The 16,608-nt window shown below is 61.5% G+C and carries 16 protein-coding genes and 1 tRNA gene; 12 read left to right on the top strand and 5 right to left on the bottom strand.

Annotated features, from left to right (window positions below):
- The first annotated feature begins 33 nt into the window (after positions 1 to 33).
- Positions 34 to 534 (top strand): DUF2569 family protein, encoded by a 501-nt coding sequence (locus AC3WS4_RS00790; protein ID WP_187139449.1) that lies wholly within the window; start codon positions 34 to 36, stop codon positions 532 to 534.
- Between the two features lie 2 nt (positions 535 to 536).
- Here the strand turns inward: AC3WS4_RS00790 and AC3WS4_RS00795 are convergent, their stop codons facing one another.
- Complete coding sequence (locus AC3WS4_RS00795) at positions 537 to 1,019, bottom strand: DUF6456 domain-containing protein (protein ID WP_056349703.1); 483 nt, start codon at positions 1,017 to 1,019, stop codon at positions 537 to 539.
- Positions 1,020 to 1,118: 99 nt separating this feature from the next.
- On the opposite strand from AC3WS4_RS00795, the gene AC3WS4_RS00800 reads away from it, so the two are divergent.
- Positions 1,119 to 1,679, top strand: a complete 561-nt coding sequence (locus AC3WS4_RS00800) for a helix-turn-helix domain-containing protein (protein WP_492740234.1) — start codon at positions 1,119 to 1,121, stop codon at positions 1,677 to 1,679.
- 59 nt (positions 1,680 to 1,738) lie between these two features.
- Positions 1,739 to 2,905 carry a glycosyltransferase gene (locus AC3WS4_RS00805; RefSeq protein ID WP_492740233.1) on the top strand — a complete coding sequence of 389 codons (1,167 nt, stop codon included), beginning with the start codon at positions 1,739 to 1,741 and terminating at the stop codon, positions 2,903 to 2,905.
- 44 nt (positions 2,906 to 2,949) lie between these two features.
- On the opposite strand, the gene secF is transcribed toward AC3WS4_RS00805, so the two are convergent.
- From secF to yajC, 3 genes are read right to left on the bottom strand one after another with little or no spacing between them, the layout of a single operon-like run.
- Entirely contained in the window at positions 2,950 to 3,930 is a 981-nt protein-coding gene (secF, locus tag AC3WS4_RS00810) for a protein translocase subunit SecF (protein ID WP_056349696.1), read from the bottom strand.
- A 13-nt stretch (positions 3,931 to 3,943) separates the two neighbouring features.
- Positions 3,944 to 5,554 carry a protein translocase subunit SecD gene (gene secD, locus AC3WS4_RS00815; RefSeq protein ID WP_056352039.1) on the bottom strand — a complete coding sequence of 537 codons (1,611 nt, stop codon included), beginning with the start codon at positions 5,552 to 5,554 and terminating at the stop codon, positions 3,944 to 3,946.
- Positions 5,555 to 5,607: 53 nt separating this feature from the next.
- Positions 5,608 to 5,970: a preprotein translocase subunit YajC gene (gene yajC / locus AC3WS4_RS00820; protein WP_235535793.1), complete on the bottom strand. Its 363-nt coding sequence runs from the start codon at positions 5,968 to 5,970 to the stop codon at positions 5,608 to 5,610.
- Between the two features lie 223 nt (positions 5,971 to 6,193).
- Between yajC and AC3WS4_RS00825 the strand changes: the two genes are divergently transcribed.
- From AC3WS4_RS00825 to mobF, 7 genes are all read left to right on the top strand, one after another.
- A tRNA-Pro gene (locus tag AC3WS4_RS00825) sits at positions 6,194 to 6,270 on the top strand.
- Positions 6,271 to 6,480: 210 nt separating this feature from the next.
- A complete protein-coding gene (locus AC3WS4_RS00830; protein ID WP_492740232.1) occupies positions 6,481 to 7,386 on the top strand; it encodes a hypothetical protein in 906 nt (301 codons plus the stop codon).
- 72 nt (positions 7,387 to 7,458) lie between these two features.
- Positions 7,459 to 7,656 (top strand): helix-turn-helix transcriptional regulator, encoded by a 198-nt coding sequence (locus AC3WS4_RS00835; RefSeq protein WP_088474277.1) that lies wholly within the window; start codon positions 7,459 to 7,461, stop codon positions 7,654 to 7,656.
- A gap of 44 nt (positions 7,657 to 7,700) precedes the next feature.
- Entirely contained in the window at positions 7,701 to 8,189 is a 489-nt protein-coding gene (locus tag AC3WS4_RS00840; protein ID WP_492740230.1) for a hypothetical protein, read from the top strand.
- A gap of 204 nt (positions 8,190 to 8,393) precedes the next feature.
- Positions 8,394 to 8,762, top strand: a complete 369-nt coding sequence (locus tag AC3WS4_RS00845; protein ID WP_492740229.1) for a hypothetical protein — start codon at positions 8,394 to 8,396, stop codon at positions 8,760 to 8,762.
- Positions 8,762 to 10,621 (top strand): type IV secretion system DNA-binding domain-containing protein, encoded by a 1,860-nt coding sequence (locus tag AC3WS4_RS00850; protein ID WP_492740351.1) that lies wholly within the window; start codon positions 8,762 to 8,764, stop codon positions 10,619 to 10,621. Before AC3WS4_RS00845 ends, AC3WS4_RS00850 begins: the two co-directional genes overlap by 1 nt.
- Positions 10,621 to 12,741, top strand: a complete 2,121-nt coding sequence (mobF, locus tag AC3WS4_RS00855) for a MobF family relaxase (RefSeq protein WP_492740228.1) — start codon at positions 10,621 to 10,623, stop codon at positions 12,739 to 12,741. Before AC3WS4_RS00850 ends, mobF begins: the two co-directional genes overlap by 1 nt.
- A 22-nt stretch (positions 12,742 to 12,763) precedes the next feature.
- Here the strand turns inward: mobF and AC3WS4_RS00860 are convergent, their stop codons facing one another.
- Positions 12,764 to 13,717 (bottom strand): hypothetical protein, encoded by a 954-nt coding sequence (locus AC3WS4_RS00860; protein ID WP_492740227.1) that lies wholly within the window; start codon positions 13,715 to 13,717, stop codon positions 12,764 to 12,766.
- Between the two features lie 65 nt (positions 13,718 to 13,782).
- Between AC3WS4_RS00860 and AC3WS4_RS00865 the strand changes: the two genes are divergently transcribed.
- Both AC3WS4_RS00865 and AC3WS4_RS00870 read left to right on the top strand, forming a co-directional pair.
- Entirely contained in the window at positions 13,783 to 14,718 is a 936-nt protein-coding gene (locus AC3WS4_RS00865; RefSeq protein WP_492740225.1) for a nucleotidyltransferase and HEPN domain-containing protein, read from the top strand.
- Positions 14,711 to 16,567: a DUF7380 domain-containing protein gene (locus AC3WS4_RS00870; protein ID WP_492740224.1), complete on the top strand. Its 1,857-nt coding sequence runs from the start codon at positions 14,711 to 14,713 to the stop codon at positions 16,565 to 16,567. The genes AC3WS4_RS00865 and AC3WS4_RS00870 overlap by 8 nt, the downstream gene beginning before the upstream one ends.
- Positions 16,568 to 16,608: the final 41 nt, after the last annotated feature.

Here is a 16,608-nt window from a genome sequence, read left to right on the forward strand (position 1 = left end):
AAGGGCCGTTCAGGAACACGGGGGGACTATATTGTGACCGACTATTCGGATCAGCCGGAGTTGAAGGGCGTCGGCGGATGGCTTCTGACCTTCATCATCATCCTGTCGGTTATCTCGCCGATCCGTATCCTTCTCGAAACCGCAAAGATGCTAGAGCTTGATGCGCAGACGGAGGCGCAACTCGGCTCAAGCTGGCAGACCTATTCACTTTTCAGTTGGGTGCTGGCATCTGCAACAATCGCGCTTGCGTGGTTCCTGGCTTACAGACTCGCGCGCGTGCACACCCGGGCATCGGTTCGTCTGGTGGTTCGGGGGTTGTGGGTGCTCGCCTTCGGCCCCCTGATTCTTGATCTGATCGTTGCGTGGACGCTATGGCCCGACCTGATGGCCGCGGGACTCGATGCGACCTATTTCGTCGGAATTTTCCAGGCCGCCGTCTTTGCAACCATCTGGTCGCTCTACCTCACCAAGTCTAAACGCGTCGAGAACACGTTCGTTGAGGACGAAACCGAAGCGAGAAAAATCTTCGGCTGACCTCACCCCGTCCCGTAAAACCGCGCCAGCCGGTCGAGCGCTAGCCCCAGCACCAATTTCCCCGACCGCGCCGGCCAGCCCAGCCCCTTTTCGGCGCAACCGATCCCCTCGCCCGCGCAGATCACCCGCCAGCAAATGTCGGCCAGCCCCGGCCCCACCGCGTCGAGCGCGGCATGGAAGCGCCGGTGCGCGTCGATCCGCGCCAATGATGCGTCCGCCACGCGCGCGCCGCCGCGTGTCTTTGCCGGCGCGGCGGCGTCCCAGCGCATCGTCACCCGCGCCGACAGTCCCGCGCGCTCATAATCGCCGCGCAGCCGCTCGCCTGCATCAAGCTGCGCGGCCGTGAGATGCCCGCGCGCCGCGAGCCATGCGATCGGACTCTCGCCCAAATTGACCGTCACATGCCGCATCACTTGTGGCCCGGCCTTGCCCGGATCGAGCCGGTCGTCGGGATGGATTCGGGTTTCAAGGCGGCGTGCAGGCATGCGAGTCTCCTTCATCGAAACCCCGGCTTGACAATGGAATGTTTTTTAGGAAAGAAGAAACCGATTTGGTTATCAACAAATTTCAACAATGAGGTCGCCATGATCAACAGCATCCGCGCCGTCCGCCGCGCCAAGGGTCTGACACTCGAAGAGGTCGGGCAGCGCTGCAACCCGCCGACCACGGCGCAGACGATCGGCCGCCTCGAAACCGGCACCCGCACCCTGTCGCTCGGCTGGATGAACCGCATCGCCAAGGCGCTCGGGGTCGAAGCGGCGGAGCTTGTGCAACTGCCGCAGGACACCCAGCTCACGGTCACCGCGCTGCTCGGTCCCGACGGCGCGATCGCCCCGACACGCGTCGAACGGGCACTCACCGCACGTCCGGGCGAGGATATGGTCGCGGTGCGCGTGTCTGCGTCGATCGGCGACTATCGCGCCGGCGACGAAATCTGGTGCCGCAAGATCGAGGGCGACTGGGCTGGCGCGCTCAACCGCGACCTGCTCGTCCCGCGCCCCGCCGGCCGCTTCTTCTTCGCCCGCCTGCTCAACGTCGACGGCGAAAAGCTCCATTTGCTCCCGCTCGGCATCGGCCAGCGCCAACAGGTCGTCAGCAACCCGCCCTGGGCGGCGGTCGCGGCCCGGCTGATCCGCAGCCTGTGATCAAAACACTCGTCCTTGCGAGCGAAGCAAAGCAATGACGAATTGATGGGACCTGCGACATGACTCCCCTCCGCATCCTGTCGATCGCGACGCTTTTTCCCGATGCCGCGCGCCCCAACTTCGGGCTGTTCGTCGAAAAAAGCCTGCGCGCCCTCACGGCGCAACCCGGCATCGACCTCACCATCGTCGCCCCAGTTGGCCTGCCGCCCTTCCCGCTGTCGCTCCATCCACGCTACCGCGCGCTGCGCGACCTGCCGCTTCACGAAGACTGGAACGGCCTCACCGTCCGCCGCCCGCGCTTCACGCTGCTCCCAAAAGTCGGTTCGCGCTTCAACCCCGCGAAGATCGCGCGTGCGGTGCTTCGCGCCACCGGCGACCAGTCCTTCGACGTTGTCGATGCGCAATTCTTCTACCCCGACGGCCCCGCAGCCATGCGCGTGGCCGACGCGCTCGACCTGCCCTTTTCGGTGAAGGCGCGGGGTGCCGATATCAGCCATTTCGGCCATGACCCGGTGACCACGCCGCAACTGATCGAGGCCGCCGACAAGGCCGCTGGCCTGCTCGCCGTCTCCGACGCGATGCGCCGCGACATGGCTGCGATCGGAATCGACCCAGCCAAGATCGCCGTCCACTATACCGGCATCGACACCGCCCGCTTCGCGCCCGGCGACCGCGTCGCCACGCGCGCCGCGTTCGGCATGGACGACGCCCCCGTCATCCTCACCGTCGGCGCGCTGATCCCGCGCAAGGGGCAAGCGCTGGTAATCGACGCCCTGCCCAGGCTGCCCGGGATCCATTATTGGCTCGTCGGTGCGGGAGAAGAGGAAGCGCGCTATCGCGCGCTGGCCCAGCGGCTCGGCGTCGCCGACCGCGTCCATTTCCGCGGCCCCATCGCCAATGCTGACCTGCCGGGGCTCTACCGCGCCGCCGACATCGTGGTCATGCCCTCGGCCAGCGAGGGCCTCGCCAACGCATGGGTCGAGGCGCTCGCCTGCGGCACGCCGATCGTCATCAGCGACGCCGGCGGCGCCGGCGAACTCGTCACCTCGCCGGTCGCGGGTCGCATCGTCGCGCGCACGCCTGCGGCCATCGCGGAAGCCGTAAAGGCGATCCTCGCCGCCCCGCCGACTCCGCAGAACGTCGCCGCGACGCTTGCAGGCCGCTTCGACTGGGACCGCAACGGCCGCGAACTCGCCGACCACCTGCGCCGCTGCACCCAAAAATAAGGGGGGCCGAAGCCCCCCTCTGGTTCCCTCGGGACGAGCGATACTCAGACGACCGCGCCGTCGTCCTTGCGCTCGATACGCTCGCCGCCGCCAATGCCCGACGTGGTGCGCGGCACGAAGCTGTCGGGGCCGACCTTCAGCCACACCAGCACCGGAGTCGACATCAGGACCGACGAATAGCCGCCGATGAATACGCCGAACAGCATCGCCGCGGTGAAGCCGAAGATCACGTCGGGACCGAAGATCAGCAACATGCCGAGCGCCAGCACCATCGCCAACGTGGTCATCACCGTGCGCGACAGCGTTTCGTTGATGCTGAGGTTCAGAAGCGGAATGATCTCCATCTTCCGGTACTTCTTCAGATTTTCGCGGATACGGTCATAGACGACGATGGTGTCGTTGAGCGAATAGCCGACGATGGTCAGCAGCGCCGCGACGCTGTTCAGGTCGAACTGCATCTGCGTCACCGCGAACAAACCGAAGGTCAGCGACACCTCGTGGAACAGGCGGCCGAGCGCGCCGACCCCGAACTGCCATTCGAAGCGGATCCAGATGTAGATCGAGATGCCCAGCACCGCGAGCGCCAGGCTCATCGCGCCGGTCCGCAGCAATTCCCCCGACACCTTGCCCGACACGGTTTCGACCGCACCCGTCTTGGCGGTGGGAAAGGCCTTCGCAATTCCTGCGACAAGCTGTTCGCCCGCGCGGTCGGCTGTCGCCTTGTCGCCCTCGGGCAGCGCGGTGCGGATCGATATCGCCTTGTCCGACCCGAATTGCTGGATCGTCGGCTCGCCAAGGCCGATCGTAGCGACCTTCTCGCGAATTTCGTCGATCGGCGGCATTTCCTGCTTGAATTCGACGCGGACCGACTGGCCGCCGACAAAGTCGACCCCGAGGTTCAGGCCTTTGACCGCGACCAGCGCGATCGACACGACCACCAGGAAAAAGCTCATGAAGGAGGCGACTTTCCGCCACTGCAGGAAGTCGATGTTGGTGTCGTCGGGGACGAGTTTGAGCAAGCGCATCGTTTTCGCTCCCTTAAATGTTGATCGACGTCGGACGCGCCGACCGCAGCCAATGGGCGACGAACATGCGGGTGACGGTGACGGCGGTGAAGACGCTGGTGACGATGCCGATCGTCAGCACGACCGCGAAGCCCTTGATCGGACCCGTGCCGAACCAGAACATCAGCGCCGCGGCGATGACGTTGGTGACGTTGGCGTCGAAAATCGCGCGGCTCGCCTCGGTATAGCCCAACTCGACCGCCTGGAAGGTCCGTCGCCCGCGTTTCAACTCCTCGCGTATTCGCTCGTTGATCAAAACGTTGGCATCGACCGCGGCGCCGATCGTCAACACGAAACCGGCGATGCCGGGCAAGGTCAGCGTCGCATTGAACGCAGCCATGATGGCGATGATCAGGAACACGTTGAACGCGAGCGCGATGTTCGCATAAACGCCGAAGCGGCCATAGACGACGAGCATCAGCACCAGCACCGAAACGGTCGCGATGATCCCGGCGATGGCGCCCTTGCGGATCGAATCGGCGCCCAGTTCGGGCGTGACCGTGCGTTCCTCGACGACGTCGAGCTTGACCGGCAGCGAACCCGAACTCAGCGCGATCGCGAGCTGGTTCGCCGACTGTACGGTGAAATTGCCTGAAATCTGCGCGCTGCCGCCCAGAATCGGTTCGTTGATCGACGGTGCCGACAGCACCTTGCCGTCGAGTACCATCGCAAAGCGCTTGCCGACATTCTGGCCGGTGACGCGCGCGAAGGTATTGGACCCCGCCGAATCGAAGCGCAGCGACACCGCCGGCATCTGCTGCTGGTTGAAATCCTGCTTGGCGCTGATCAACTGGTCGCCGCTGATCATCACCTGGCGACGCAGCACCTCACCCGGGGCACCGCCGCCCTCGCCGGGCGCATAGGGAACGAGCTCGCTGCCGACCGGGACATTTGCCGCGCCATTTGGACCGACACCGCCATTCGGATCGACCATGCGGAACTCGAGCCGCGCGGTCTGCCCGAGCAGGTCCTTGAGCGCCTTCGGGTCCTGCAGGCCGGGGACCTGCACCACGATGCGGTCGTTGCCTTCGCGAATGATCGTCGGTTCGCGCGTGCCCAGTTCGTTGACGCGCTTGTCGACGATGTCGCGCGCCGATTCCATCGCGCGGGCGACCGCCTGGTCGCGCCCGGCCGCGGTCATCGTCATGACGATTCGCGTCGTGTCGACGACATCGACGCGCCAGTCGCGCTGGCCGGTCATGCCCGCGCCCTGCGTTTCCTTGGCCAGCCGGTCGCGCGCGTCGTCGAGCTGCTTCTGGTCGCGGATCAGGAAACTGATCGTGCTGCCCGACGCCTTGAAATCGCCGATCGCGATATCGTCGTCGGGGCCGCGCTCGCCGCGCATCGCCGCACGCACCGTCTTTTCCATGTTGGCGAGCTGCGTTTTGTTGAGGTCAGCAAGGTCGGCTTCGAGCAACAAGTGGCTGCCACCGGCAAGGTCGAGGCCCAGATTGACCTTGATCTGCGCAAAGCCGGGCAACTGGTCGACGGTCTTTTGCGGCAGAAAGCTGGGAATGGAGAACAGGATGCCGAGCAGCAGGATGATACTGATGCCGACGGTCTTCCAGCGCGGGAAATCGAGCATGTTTTTGGTCCGATAACTTGGGTGCGGGGTCGCGCGGCGCGCAACCCGCCGGATCAATCGTTGGCGGGTTTGCCGCCGGGCTGCAGGACGTCGGACAGGGTCGCCTTGACGACCTTGATCTTCACCCCTTGCGCGATTTCCACGTCGGCGAAGTCATCGTCCACGCGCGTCACCTTGCCGACGATGCCGCCGCCGGTCACCACCTGGTCGCGCGGCTTCACCGCCGCGATCTTCGCACGATGATCCTTCATCCGCACCTGTTGCGGGCGGATCAGGAAGAACCAGAACACGACGAAGATCAGGACCATCGGGATAAGCTGTGCGAAGGGGAAGGCGGCTCCCCCGGTTCCGGCCGCCTGGGACAGAAGCAATGTCGTCGACATGAATGAAAAACTTTCCGTTCGATGCAGCGCCATCCCCACCCGGGACAGGCGCGCAAGATAATGGCGCGGCGCCTATCACGCGGGGGCGCGGCGTGCAACCGGCGCCGCAAGCCGTCCCCCCCGGCAAGCAGGGCGGAAATGGGGCGCCGCCAAGCGAGTTCAAGGCGCGCCGCGACGATATTGCATTGCCCTCGCCTCTCCGCTTGCATCGCCGACCAAGCCGCGCTAGGGGCCTCGCCTGCCCAATCGGGCCGGTCGGGACGTAGCGCAGCCTGGTAGCGCATCACACTGGGGGTGTGGGGGTCGGAGGTTCGAATCCTCTCGTCCCGACCAATTTATCAAGTATTTTCAGATACTTACGAGGCGCCTGCGGGTCGGTCGATAAGGGGTCAAGCCCCTTTTTGCCCTCTGGTGGTGCACTGGTGGTGCAAGCAAGCCAGAACCTTCTGGAAACAAAAGCGACAGAACGCATCCATTTTGAACGTGCAGGAGGCGTCATTCCGAATTGCAGAGGCGCGTCACCGCACCTAAGATTCGGTTGGCATGCAGCAGCAATTGCCTCTCCGCCCGTCCGATCTGGTCAGAGTTTGGGACGGCTATATCGCGTTCCTGAAGCAGCCTGCCGGAACCGCAATCGACGCGGTGATCCCGCCCCACGCGTTGGCGGCGATGACAGATGCAGCGCGCAGGGGCCGCAAGCGCCGCAGGTTGCTCAATGTCTTACGGATCGCTTCGGCCATCGTCGCCTCGGTTGGCGCGATCGTCAGCGTGGCAGTGAACCCCATGATCATCGGCATTGGCATGTTGTTGATCGGTGGTGTGGGATTTATCGGAGCGCACAACCGGTCCAAAATAAGAGACGAACCGGAGATCGACGAAGTCGTTGCTGGGCCGGACGCGACCCTCGAACGCAATTTGCGTGCTCTCGACGATTTCCGCAATCTGATCGCCAGCGGCGACATTCCGTGCGCGGAGCGATTGCCCGATGGCACTCTCAAACCCGTCGCGCCAACGGCTCTTAGCGCCTTTGCCGCCGACCACGGCACGCTCCTCATCTTGAGCCGTGACCAAACCCTCTGGCAATGCATCCCGCGCCGACCGATCCCGATGAGTTCCTTATGGGTTCGCATGGGCGGACGGGTAGCCCCGGCCTTGGTCACTTCACGCGTTTTGCTGGACACGCCCGACCGGGAACTGTTCGACCGACGCATCGAGTGGTTGCTCTCGCACGCCCAGCAGCCCACTCCCCGAGCCCGTTCGTTTTGCGAGGCGGTCCAGATTATCGTCGCGTTGCGACGTCCCGAGTTCGACGGGCTGACATTCGAAAGGAAGAAGGAACTGCTCCGCGGCGAGGGCTTCGGCGAGAGCCGCATCGAGAAAATACATGCCGGGATATATCCCGCATTCAACAATTTCCTGCGCACCCTGCCGATGCATGAATTTCCGTGAATGTGGAACTGAATAGCTTCCAACGCCCCTCACCGCCACGTCCTGCATTCCCACGAATGAAAGGACGCCTAAATGCCTCCCGATCGAGACCAGCTCCTCACCGTCGCTGAGGTGCTCAGAATCACCGGCTTCAAGTCCCGCACCACTCTCTATCGCCGCGCCCGAAACGGTCGCTTCCCCTGCCCCTGCCATATCGGCGCAGGCAAAATTCGCTGGCGCTCGGGCGACGTTGAGGACTGGCTGAGCAGCCTCCAGCCCCGCCGCTACTGACCTTCCCGACAATTCACAAAGGCACTTCGCCGCAAGGAGGAATCATGCGCGTTTTCTCTCGCCCCAATCTCACATTCTCTGCCCCCGATAATATCGCCGACGAAATGCGCCCGCTGGTCGCGGGCCTTGTCGCCGACGATGCCGACGGCCGTGCTTATCGCTCAGCCATCCGTCATTGGCTTTGGTCGGAGCGTCCGGTCATCGAGACCTTCGCCGGTCGCCGGGTGGCGCTTCAAGTCGAAGGCCCGGAGATGATCGCCGGTCAGCACCGCTTTCCGATGGGCGGAGTGATCAGCGGAATTTGCGGCTGGCGTCGGCTTGGACCGGTTGAGACCAAAGAGCTTCTGTTCGACCTTCGCGCCGAGATCGATGTCACCATCAATCGCTGGCTATTCAAACATGCATTGACCGACGTTCCCGACTTCCAGCGTCCATCGGTCAATCGCGCCAGAGATGACGCGGAAGCCATCGCATCGATGGAAGCCTGGGTCCGCCGTAATAGCCAGATCGAAGCCCTTCATGCTTCGCGATGAGAGCGCCCGCCATCACGGGCGGAGGGGCTGCGATGCTACGCATCGAGCCGACAATTTGGATACACACCTCACGCACGGGTGCATCCAGCTTTTCCGCCATTTCTGGCGGCAGCGTTCCGGCGGCGCGCAGTTTGGACGGCCCGCAAAGAGCGCATTTCTGGTACTTTCGGAGGCAGCGGATCGGCATCGCCGGGGAGACGAACGATGACTCTCGCCCGCTACAACATCCGCCTGCCCGCCGCGCTCGATAAGAGCCTCCGAACGCTCGCCGAACGGGAGGGGATCAGCGCCTACGCGACGCTTCAGCGCTGCGTAAAAACCGGGATCGCGGCGCAATCGAACCCGCCAGCGAGGGACGTGGATTTTGGCGAGATCGTGTCCGAACTGGCATCGGTCAGCACCCGCATGGTCGGTGTCGAACGACTCCTCGACCGGGCGCTGTTCACCGCCTGTGCCGCATATTGTTATGCACGCAGCGCGGCGCTCGGATCAGAAGAATCCGACGAGGACATCACCGCCGACATCAACGCAGCTTACGATCGACAGCGACGGCGCGCGCAGGAGGATCGGTGATGACCGAACGCCCGGATCGCCGCATTCATGCCGATGCCTTGCGTCGTCACAATCGGATCAATCGTGCAGCACGCTTCAAACGGCAGTTTGCCATCATGATGGCAACGGTCGGCCTGGGTGCCCTCTCAATGCCCTACATGATGCAAAGCGAAAACGAGCGATGGGCGGTCGGCGTTTACGCCTATGCCCGTGGCGCGCTCTGGATCGCCTCAGGCACTGAGACCGAACCGGAAATTACTGTGACCTATGAGGGATCGCGATATCTGGTGCCCGCCCGCGATGTCGTCGCCAGTCCACATTATAGCGGTGCCGTTTCGAGCTTGCTGAGCCAACTGCGCAGCGGAGCCTTGCTCGGTTTTGCCGGATGGCTGTCCGGGCTGATCTTACTGAGAGGTGTTAGGGCGCAGCGCCGGGAACGCGCCCTCAGGGATCGCGTCATCGCCGGAACACAGGTCACAACCGAAAAGAAGCTCGCCAAACTGACCCGCGCAGAAGCCGGGACCAACGCGCTCGCAATCGGCACGGTCCCAATACCGGCGCGACTGGAAACCCGGCACATGGCGATGATCGGCACGACAGGTAGCGGCAAGACCACCGCGCTACGGCAGATGCTCGACGGCATAGAGGCGCGCGGCGAAGCCGCCTTGGTCTATGACACCAGCGGCGAATTCATCGCCCATTATTACCAGCCCGAGCGCGGCGACATCATCCTCAATCCGTTCGATGCCCGCTGCGCCTATTGGTCGCCCTTTGCCGAGATAGCGCATCCGGCCGACGCCGACCGCATTGCGAACCAGTTGATTACCGAGACCGGCCAGCACGACCGCGATGTTTGGCTGGAAACCAGCCGCATCCTTGTCGCCAACATGATCCGGGCGTTGTGGCGCGAGGGCAAAGGCACGCTGCCCGACCTCCTTCATGCGCTGCAAACGCGGGAGAAGGATGACCTCAAGACATGGCTCGGCAGCAGCTCGTCGGCCCGAACCTTTGCCGAGGACGCAGACCGGGCGACCGGCAGCGTCCTGTTCATGCTCGCCAAGGCAGCAAACCTCATCCAGTTCCTGCGGACCGACGGTGGCGAAGGGGCGCCCTTTGCGTTTCGCGATTTCATCCAGAAACTGGACGCCTGCGAGGGTCCGAAGCCGTGGATATTTGTGCCGCGCAAGGAGGATTATTTCGATGCGTCGAAACCCTTGCTCGCGTGTTGGCTCGAATGCGCGGCGAGCGCGGTGCTCGGACTGTCCCCATCCTCCGACCGGCGCATCTGGTTCGTCCTAGACGAACTTGCCGATTTGCCGCGCGTCGATAATTTGGCGCGGTTGCTTCCCGAAGGCCGCAAGTTCGGCGCCGCCGTCGTTCTGACCTTTCAGGCGCTCGGCCAGATGCAGCATCGCTACGGGTCCCAACTCGCCGAATCCATGCTTGGCTGTTGCAACACCAAGCTGTTCCTCCAGCTTGGCGACGGCGAAACCCGGCGCTGGGCAAGTCAGGCGGTCGGCGAGTGCGAGGTCGAAATCCACACGATGACCGACGCATTGGCCGCAGGTGACGACAGGCCGCGAACGACCTTGAGCAAGACGCGCACACGGCGGCCCGCCATTTTGGAAAGCGAATTCCGCCTGCCCAAATATAAGGGCTTTCTCTTGTTCCCCGATGGCCTGCCGGTCGCGCCGATTGCCCTCACCGCCGATCATCTCGCGCGCCGCGGCATGGCAGGCCAGCCGGGATTTGTCGCGGGCGATCCGAAAAACAGTCTGTGGGAGCAGGCAAAGCCGCCCCCGCAGGCCGATGTTGCGCCCATGCCAACGCCCACGCCTTCGCCGCCCGCTCGTCATCGTAAGCGTCAGGGGCCGGTTTGATGGTCGCGTCGGTATCGGCACTGACCAGCTCAGCGCAGGCCAGCAGCTATTACGAAGCCGACGATTATTATGCCGAGGGCGGCCTATCGCCGTCCACATGGCAAGGCAAAGGTGCCGAGGAACTGGGCCTGTCGGGTGAAGTGGACCGCAATGCCTTTCGCGAATTGCTCGACGGCGAGGTCGGCGACCAGCAACTCGGCACGATCCGTGAGGGCCAGCTTGAACATCGACCGGGATGGGACGTCACCCTGAGCGCGCCCAAGTCGGTGTCGATCATGGCGGAGGTAGCAGGAGACCGGCGGTTGATCGAGGCGCATGGGCAGGCGGTGAAGACCGCGCTCGCCCATGTCGAAACACATATGGCGGCGACCCGCGTCCGACATGGCGGCACCGTGGCCCGCGAATCAACCGGCAATCTCATTGTCGCCAGCTTTCAGCATGGCACCAGCCGCGCGCAAGACCCGCAGCTTCATACCCATAACGTCATCATGAACGCCACGCGGGGCGAGGATGACACATGGCGCAGCCTTGAGCCGCGCGCGATCTACCAGCTTCAGAAACAGATTGGTGCGATTTACCGGCAGGAACTTGCCCTGAAGGTGCGAGAACTCGGTTACGAGATCGACACGAGCAAGGAGTCGATGTTCGAGATCAGAGGCGTTTCCGCCGACGTGTTGAAGGCGTTCAGCACCCGCAGCGCGGAAATCGAGGCCGCGCTAGAAGAGCGCGGAACATCGCGTGATGCGGCCAGCTCCACCGAGAAGCAGGTCGCAGCGCTCGACACCCGGCAGGCGAAGGTCGCGGTCGAACAATCGTCGCTCGTCGCCGATTGGCGAGAAACTGCCGATCGTGCTGGCTTCGGTTCGGAAGCCCGCATTGCGATGATCAAGGAAGCCCAATCCGTCGCGACCAGCCGCGCTGTGCTTTCTGATCCATCATCACAAGCGCTCATCGCCGTGGCCTTCGCAGCTGACAAGCTAGGCGAACGGCAGTCGGTGTTTTCTGCCGCCGCATTGCAGGAAGAAGCCGGGCGCCTTGCATTGGGTAAGGCCAGCTATGCGCAGATTGCGATAGCCCTGGACGCGGCGACAAAACAGGGCGAACTGATCGACCGCACATATCTGGATCGGCGTGGCGCTGCGTTTGCAGGGTTCACAACCCGCCAGAATGTCGAAGCTGAAAGGACTCTGCTCGGGATCGAGGGACGCGGGCGCGGCGCAATGGCTCCTATTGCCTCGCCAATGGTTGCCGCGAAGGCTGTCGCACGTGCCGCCGCGCAATCTGAGCAGTCCGGCTTTGCGTGGAACGCCGATCAGCGAGTAGATATTCGCGCTGCGCTCGCCAGATCGGGCGCGCTTACCGGTCCCGCCGCCACCGTGACGGCACTTGCCAACAAGGGACTCAGCCGCGCCGAGGCACGCGATCCAATGAGCTATGACGAGGGGGATGTGGTCCGCTTCACCCGGGACTATAGCGACAAGGGTGTGACGCGCGGCGAAGCCTATCGCGTCGAAAGCATCGACCGCGCCAAATCCGCCATCGCCCTGAAATCAGAGGATGGGCGCGAGGTCGATTGGCGGCTTCGCCAATGGGGTGCGGGAAATGTGCAGGCATTTTCACCGCAGTCGATCGAGCTCAGAACCGGCGACCGCATACGGTTTACGCGCAACGATCGCGCAGAGGGTCGGATCAACGGCGCGCGTGCGATAGTAACCGCGATTGATGAGCAATCCCGCACCGCCACCGTTCGCAGCGCGCGGGGTAAGATCGAGACCCTCCATTTTGATGCAGCCCGCGACCAGCACATCGCCCACGCCTACGTCGATACAGCCTTCGCCGCCCAAGGCCGGACAGCCGACCATGTGATTATCCACGCCGACAGCCGCGCCACCAATCTGGTCGATCAAAAATCCTTCTATGTCGGGATTTCACGCGCGAAACAGTCGGCGACGATTTTTACGAATGATCGGGGGAAACTCGTATCGGCTATCAATGAACGAGCCGGGTCGGTCCAAACGGCGCTTGCGCAGGCGACCCTAAATGCGCCTGCAGCCAGCAAGCCGACCGCTTCGGGGCTTTCTAGGACATTGTCGTCTATATCCGGATTGGGGCTTTCTTGAAAACCGTTGGTCCGAAACTCTTCTAGGTGTTGGTGCCGTCACAAGGATAGAGCGCCCTGATTGGCACCGAAATGTCCAATGTAGGCTCGTTGCTCCACTTCATCCGGTCACTGCGAACAAACTCAGCGAGTTGATCGACGAACTCGATTTCATCCTTGGAAAGATTCTCACCTTGTCCAATCGCGGGCCCTCCGCAAGCTTGGCCGTCGTTTCGCAGAATATCCATCGCCTGAAGGGATAGCCCAGCGAACTCGGTGGCGCCGGTCTTTTCGGCGTCCGTCGGCTCGATTGGCCAGAATATGAGCCCCTTGATCCAGCCACCGCGACGGGTCCGCGTGTGCATAAAATCGTCATGCCGTACAAATTTCTCCATGGCGGCGGCCCGCTGGCTGATCCCCTCCCTGCTGTCAAAGGGGGATGACACATCCACAGCGCTGAATATTCGGATTCCGAAATAGGCAACGATGCACGCGATCGCGAATGCCCAAGGCATGATCTTGATGGCTCGGCGTAGCTCCGGGCTCTTAAGAGATTCCTTGGTGAGATGGGGTATCAGGTTCTCAATAGTATAATCGGTCGCACGATTCCAACTCGCGTGAGACTTGCTTCTGAATTCTGCAAGCTCGCGCTGAGCGGTTTCGACGGCATCGCTTCCGGGCCGCTCTCGAAGCATCATGTCAACATACACATTGCGTTCCTTCGCGAAGCGTTCCTCTTCGGCTGGCAATGCGGCCTTCACCTTTTTCCACTCACGCGGGTCCTCTTCTGTGTCCATCAGATCGCGTAGATGACCGATATTGCTCGCTATCTGAATTAGTTCAGCAAGTTTCACACTGCTCATATGCCTATCGCCCCTAACGTCTGGCACCAACGGTAGCAGCGCGACTTTAGCAATGATCGATACCAAAACAGTAAACGGTTCTGGGCTGGTCCGGTCGCTGATGACGGCACCAACGGCCTCGATACTTTTGATCACAGGCCTGAACCTGCGCGATTGATTGTTCTTGCCAAACAGGGCGATATTCCCGAAGATTCATGGTGATGCGCACTGATCTCGATCATCTACCAGCGACCAAACAGCGCGAGCTTGAGCGCATCGTGGAGATATTGTTCGACGAGTTTGGTCAGTTCACTGAGAATGCGACTGGACGCCGCAAGGGCGCCCGAATTCTCAAAATTATCCTGTTCGGCAGTCACGCGCGCGGCGATTGGGTCGATGCGCCGCTGTCCGCGAACCAGTATAAATCCGACTACGACATTCTCGTTGTCGTCAGCCAGAAGGAACTGACCGACCGCGCCGCCTATTGGGCGAAGGCGGAGGAGCGGCTGATCCGCGCCTATACGATCGAGAAGACGCTGCGCACGCCGGTGAATTTCATCGTGCATTCTCTGCACGAGGTGAACGACGGGCTGGCGCATGGCCGGGTATTCTTCATGGAGGTCGCGAAAGACGGAGTTGCGCTTTACGAGGCCGACGACCGGGACCTTGCAACGCCGAAGCCGAAGACGCCAGAACAAGCTTTGGCAGCTGCGAAGGAATATTTTGAAGAAGGCATGGCTGGTGCGATGTCTCGGCAAAAGCTAGCGAAGTACGCGCTGGGAGAGGGATTGCTGAAGGATGCGGCATTCGATTTTCATCAGACGACGGAGCGCCTCTATTCCTGCATGCTTTTGACGCTAACCTATTACACGCCCTACAATCACAACATTGCCTTCCTTCGGTCGCTCGCCGAAGGGCTTGATCGTCGTGTTCACGGCGTTTGGCCGGAAACCAATCGCAGCGAACGGACAATGTTCCAAAAGCTCAAAGAAGCGTACACCAAGGCCCGTTATTCAAAACATTACCGGATCAGCGAAGTGGAACTGACCTGGCTCGACGAGCGAGTGGAGGAGTTGGGCCGCATCGTCCATCAGGTCTGCACCGACAGGATCTCCGAACTCGAACGCGCGACATGCGAATGTCCGCCAGGTGGCTGATGCAGAACCGCAGGGCTCGACTGAGGTCGTAACGCTCGACGATTTGAGAAGCGCCAATATCAACGCGCTTCTAGCTGACAACGATGGGAGTGATGCTTTTGCCCTCACAAAACCACTTCGGGTAGCGCGCACGGAAGCCGAAGAACGCGGCGACAAAAGACGATGCAAGGTGCTCGGCTTCCTCCATGATATCCTCAATATCCATCTGAGGGTCGACGACAGGGCAGAGCCATTTGGTCCTATGTTCCAGTCGTCGCAGGGACGTACCTGTACAGCGAGTGATTTTCGCGGCGAGCAAAATGAAATTTTGGCCGAGTTCGCGGTCGAGATTGAGCATCCCGTCCTGAAAGCGCGTCTTGCCGACATTTCTTGGTACAATGACCGGAAGCTTGGCGATGCAGGAAGACTCGCAGTTAGCGCGTATGCGGAGACGATTGACAGACGGCTGTCCGGCGAATTGCACCGCACTCACGGCGATGATGGTCATCTTCTCGATCTGGCAGATATTGCGCAACGAATGATGAGCGTTGCCGCGCGTCTTTACAAGATCAGCGCATTTCCCGAGTCGGTGACGGATATCCTGACTTGCCTATTCGCCGCCTGCATCGCAGCCCGCTCCTATGTCGCGTTCATCAAAGTTTCAGAGATCGGCCTCGCGTTCAGGATCTTCGAATGGGACAAGGTTCTGATCGGTGCCGAGGAAATTGCCAAGCATTCGGAAAAACAAGATTATCCAATGGCTGTGCAAGGCGTATGGGAGCTTGCAGCTCGCGGCTACGGCGTCCTAGGCGACACCGACAATAAAAAGCGGTGTCAGCGCGAAATTGTCGCGCAGGACCTCAAGATGCGCGATCAAGTATCCCAAGCGTCAGCCGAAGCGCATTGGGTGCGCATGGCGATCGACAAGCTGCGCCAGTTTGGCGGCAACAAAGAATGGATTGCCGAACTTCGCAAAGAGCTACGCGATCTTGAAGAAGCATCGCTTGACGATTTTGGGGGCATCCCGTTTGAACTGGATGTTACCGACTTGGCCACCGGCACGATAGCAGTCTTCGAGAAGCTTACCTTGCCCGACATTCTCCTGCAATTCGCCTTGCTCAATCAGCCTCAATCCAAGGCAGCGCTGGAACAGGCAGTCGATGAATCTTCCGAAAAATTCGTGATGAGTTCTCTGTTCGGCGGAAGTTATGCTGATCGCGACGGCAAGGTCTATGCACAAACCGGAGCGAAGCCGGAAGGCGACGAGGGCAAGGAAGATTGGTATAAAGCCCAATCCTTGATGCATTTGGAAATCCACCGCCGGTTCGTCGTCTCAGGACGGATAGAGCCGGCACGACAGACGGTGATGGCCAACTTCCCGCTTGAGCAGCGTCATTTCCTCCCCATCGTCCACCACAGCCCATTTGTGCAAAACGGGTATCACCTGACATTCTCACTTGGCTTCGCTCGGCTCTGGCAGGGCGATTTTGTCTCGGCATCGAATTTGCTCATCCCTCAACTCGAAAATGCGATCCGTTACGTCCTCAAGAATGCCAACGCTCATAGCGCCAAGATGATGTCGGACCTCACTCAGGACGACCGTTCGTTGAGCAGCCTTCTCGATAATATGCGCAAAGAGATGGAACAGGTCTTCGGCGTAGATCTCGTTCACGAAATTGATCTGTTGTTCAATTATCGGCCCGGTCCTGCCCTACGGCATCAGGCCGCGCACGGAAAAATGATGGACGGACAATGCTATAGTTCCGATGCGATTTACGGCTGTTGGCTGATCTATCACATGACCTGCTTGCCCCTCATAAGTCATTGGAAAGAATTGATCGGTCCAGAGATTGAAGCGCAGACCTTTTGATCTGCTCCGCCTAATAAATTGGCAGAGATTGCCGACTTCAG

Source organism: Sphingopyxis sp. EU05-FHT14B03, from assembly GCF_058790875.1.

Excerpts from the sequence above, each read along its gene's own strand:
- AC3WS4_RS00795 (WP_056349703.1), bottom strand. The coding sequence starts at position 1,019 with ATGCCTGCACGCCGCCTTGAAACCCGAATCCATCCCGACGACCGGCTC.
- AC3WS4_RS00800 (WP_492740234.1), top strand. The coding sequence starts at position 1,119 with ATGATCAACAGCATCCGCGCCGTCCGCCGCGCCAAGGGTCTGACACTC.
- AC3WS4_RS00805 (WP_492740233.1), top strand. The coding sequence starts at position 1,739 with ATGACTCCCCTCCGCATCCTGTCGATCGCGACGCTTTTTCCCGATGCC.
- secF (WP_056349696.1), bottom strand. The coding sequence starts at position 3,930 with ATGCGCTTGCTCAAACTCGTCCCCGACGACACCAACATCGACTTCCTG.
- secD (WP_056352039.1), bottom strand. The coding sequence starts at position 5,554 with ATGCTCGATTTCCCGCGCTGGAAGACCGTCGGCATCAGTATCATCCTG.
- yajC (WP_235535793.1), bottom strand. The coding sequence starts at position 5,970 with ATGGCGCTGCATCGAACGGAAAGTTTTTCATTCATGTCGACGACATTG.
- AC3WS4_RS00830 (WP_492740232.1), top strand. The coding sequence starts at position 6,481 with ATGCAGCAGCAATTGCCTCTCCGCCCGTCCGATCTGGTCAGAGTTTGG.
- AC3WS4_RS00835 (WP_088474277.1), top strand. The coding sequence starts at position 7,459 with ATGCCTCCCGATCGAGACCAGCTCCTCACCGTCGCTGAGGTGCTCAGA.
- AC3WS4_RS00840 (WP_492740230.1), top strand. The coding sequence starts at position 7,701 with ATGCGCGTTTTCTCTCGCCCCAATCTCACATTCTCTGCCCCCGATAAT.
- AC3WS4_RS00845 (WP_492740229.1), top strand. The coding sequence starts at position 8,394 with ATGACTCTCGCCCGCTACAACATCCGCCTGCCCGCCGCGCTCGATAAG.
- AC3WS4_RS00850 (WP_492740351.1), top strand. The coding sequence starts at position 8,762 with ATGACCGAACGCCCGGATCGCCGCATTCATGCCGATGCCTTGCGTCGT.
- mobF (WP_492740228.1), top strand. The coding sequence starts at position 10,621 with ATGGTCGCGTCGGTATCGGCACTGACCAGCTCAGCGCAGGCCAGCAGC.
- AC3WS4_RS00865 (WP_492740225.1), top strand. The coding sequence starts at position 13,783 with ATGCGCACTGATCTCGATCATCTACCAGCGACCAAACAGCGCGAGCTT.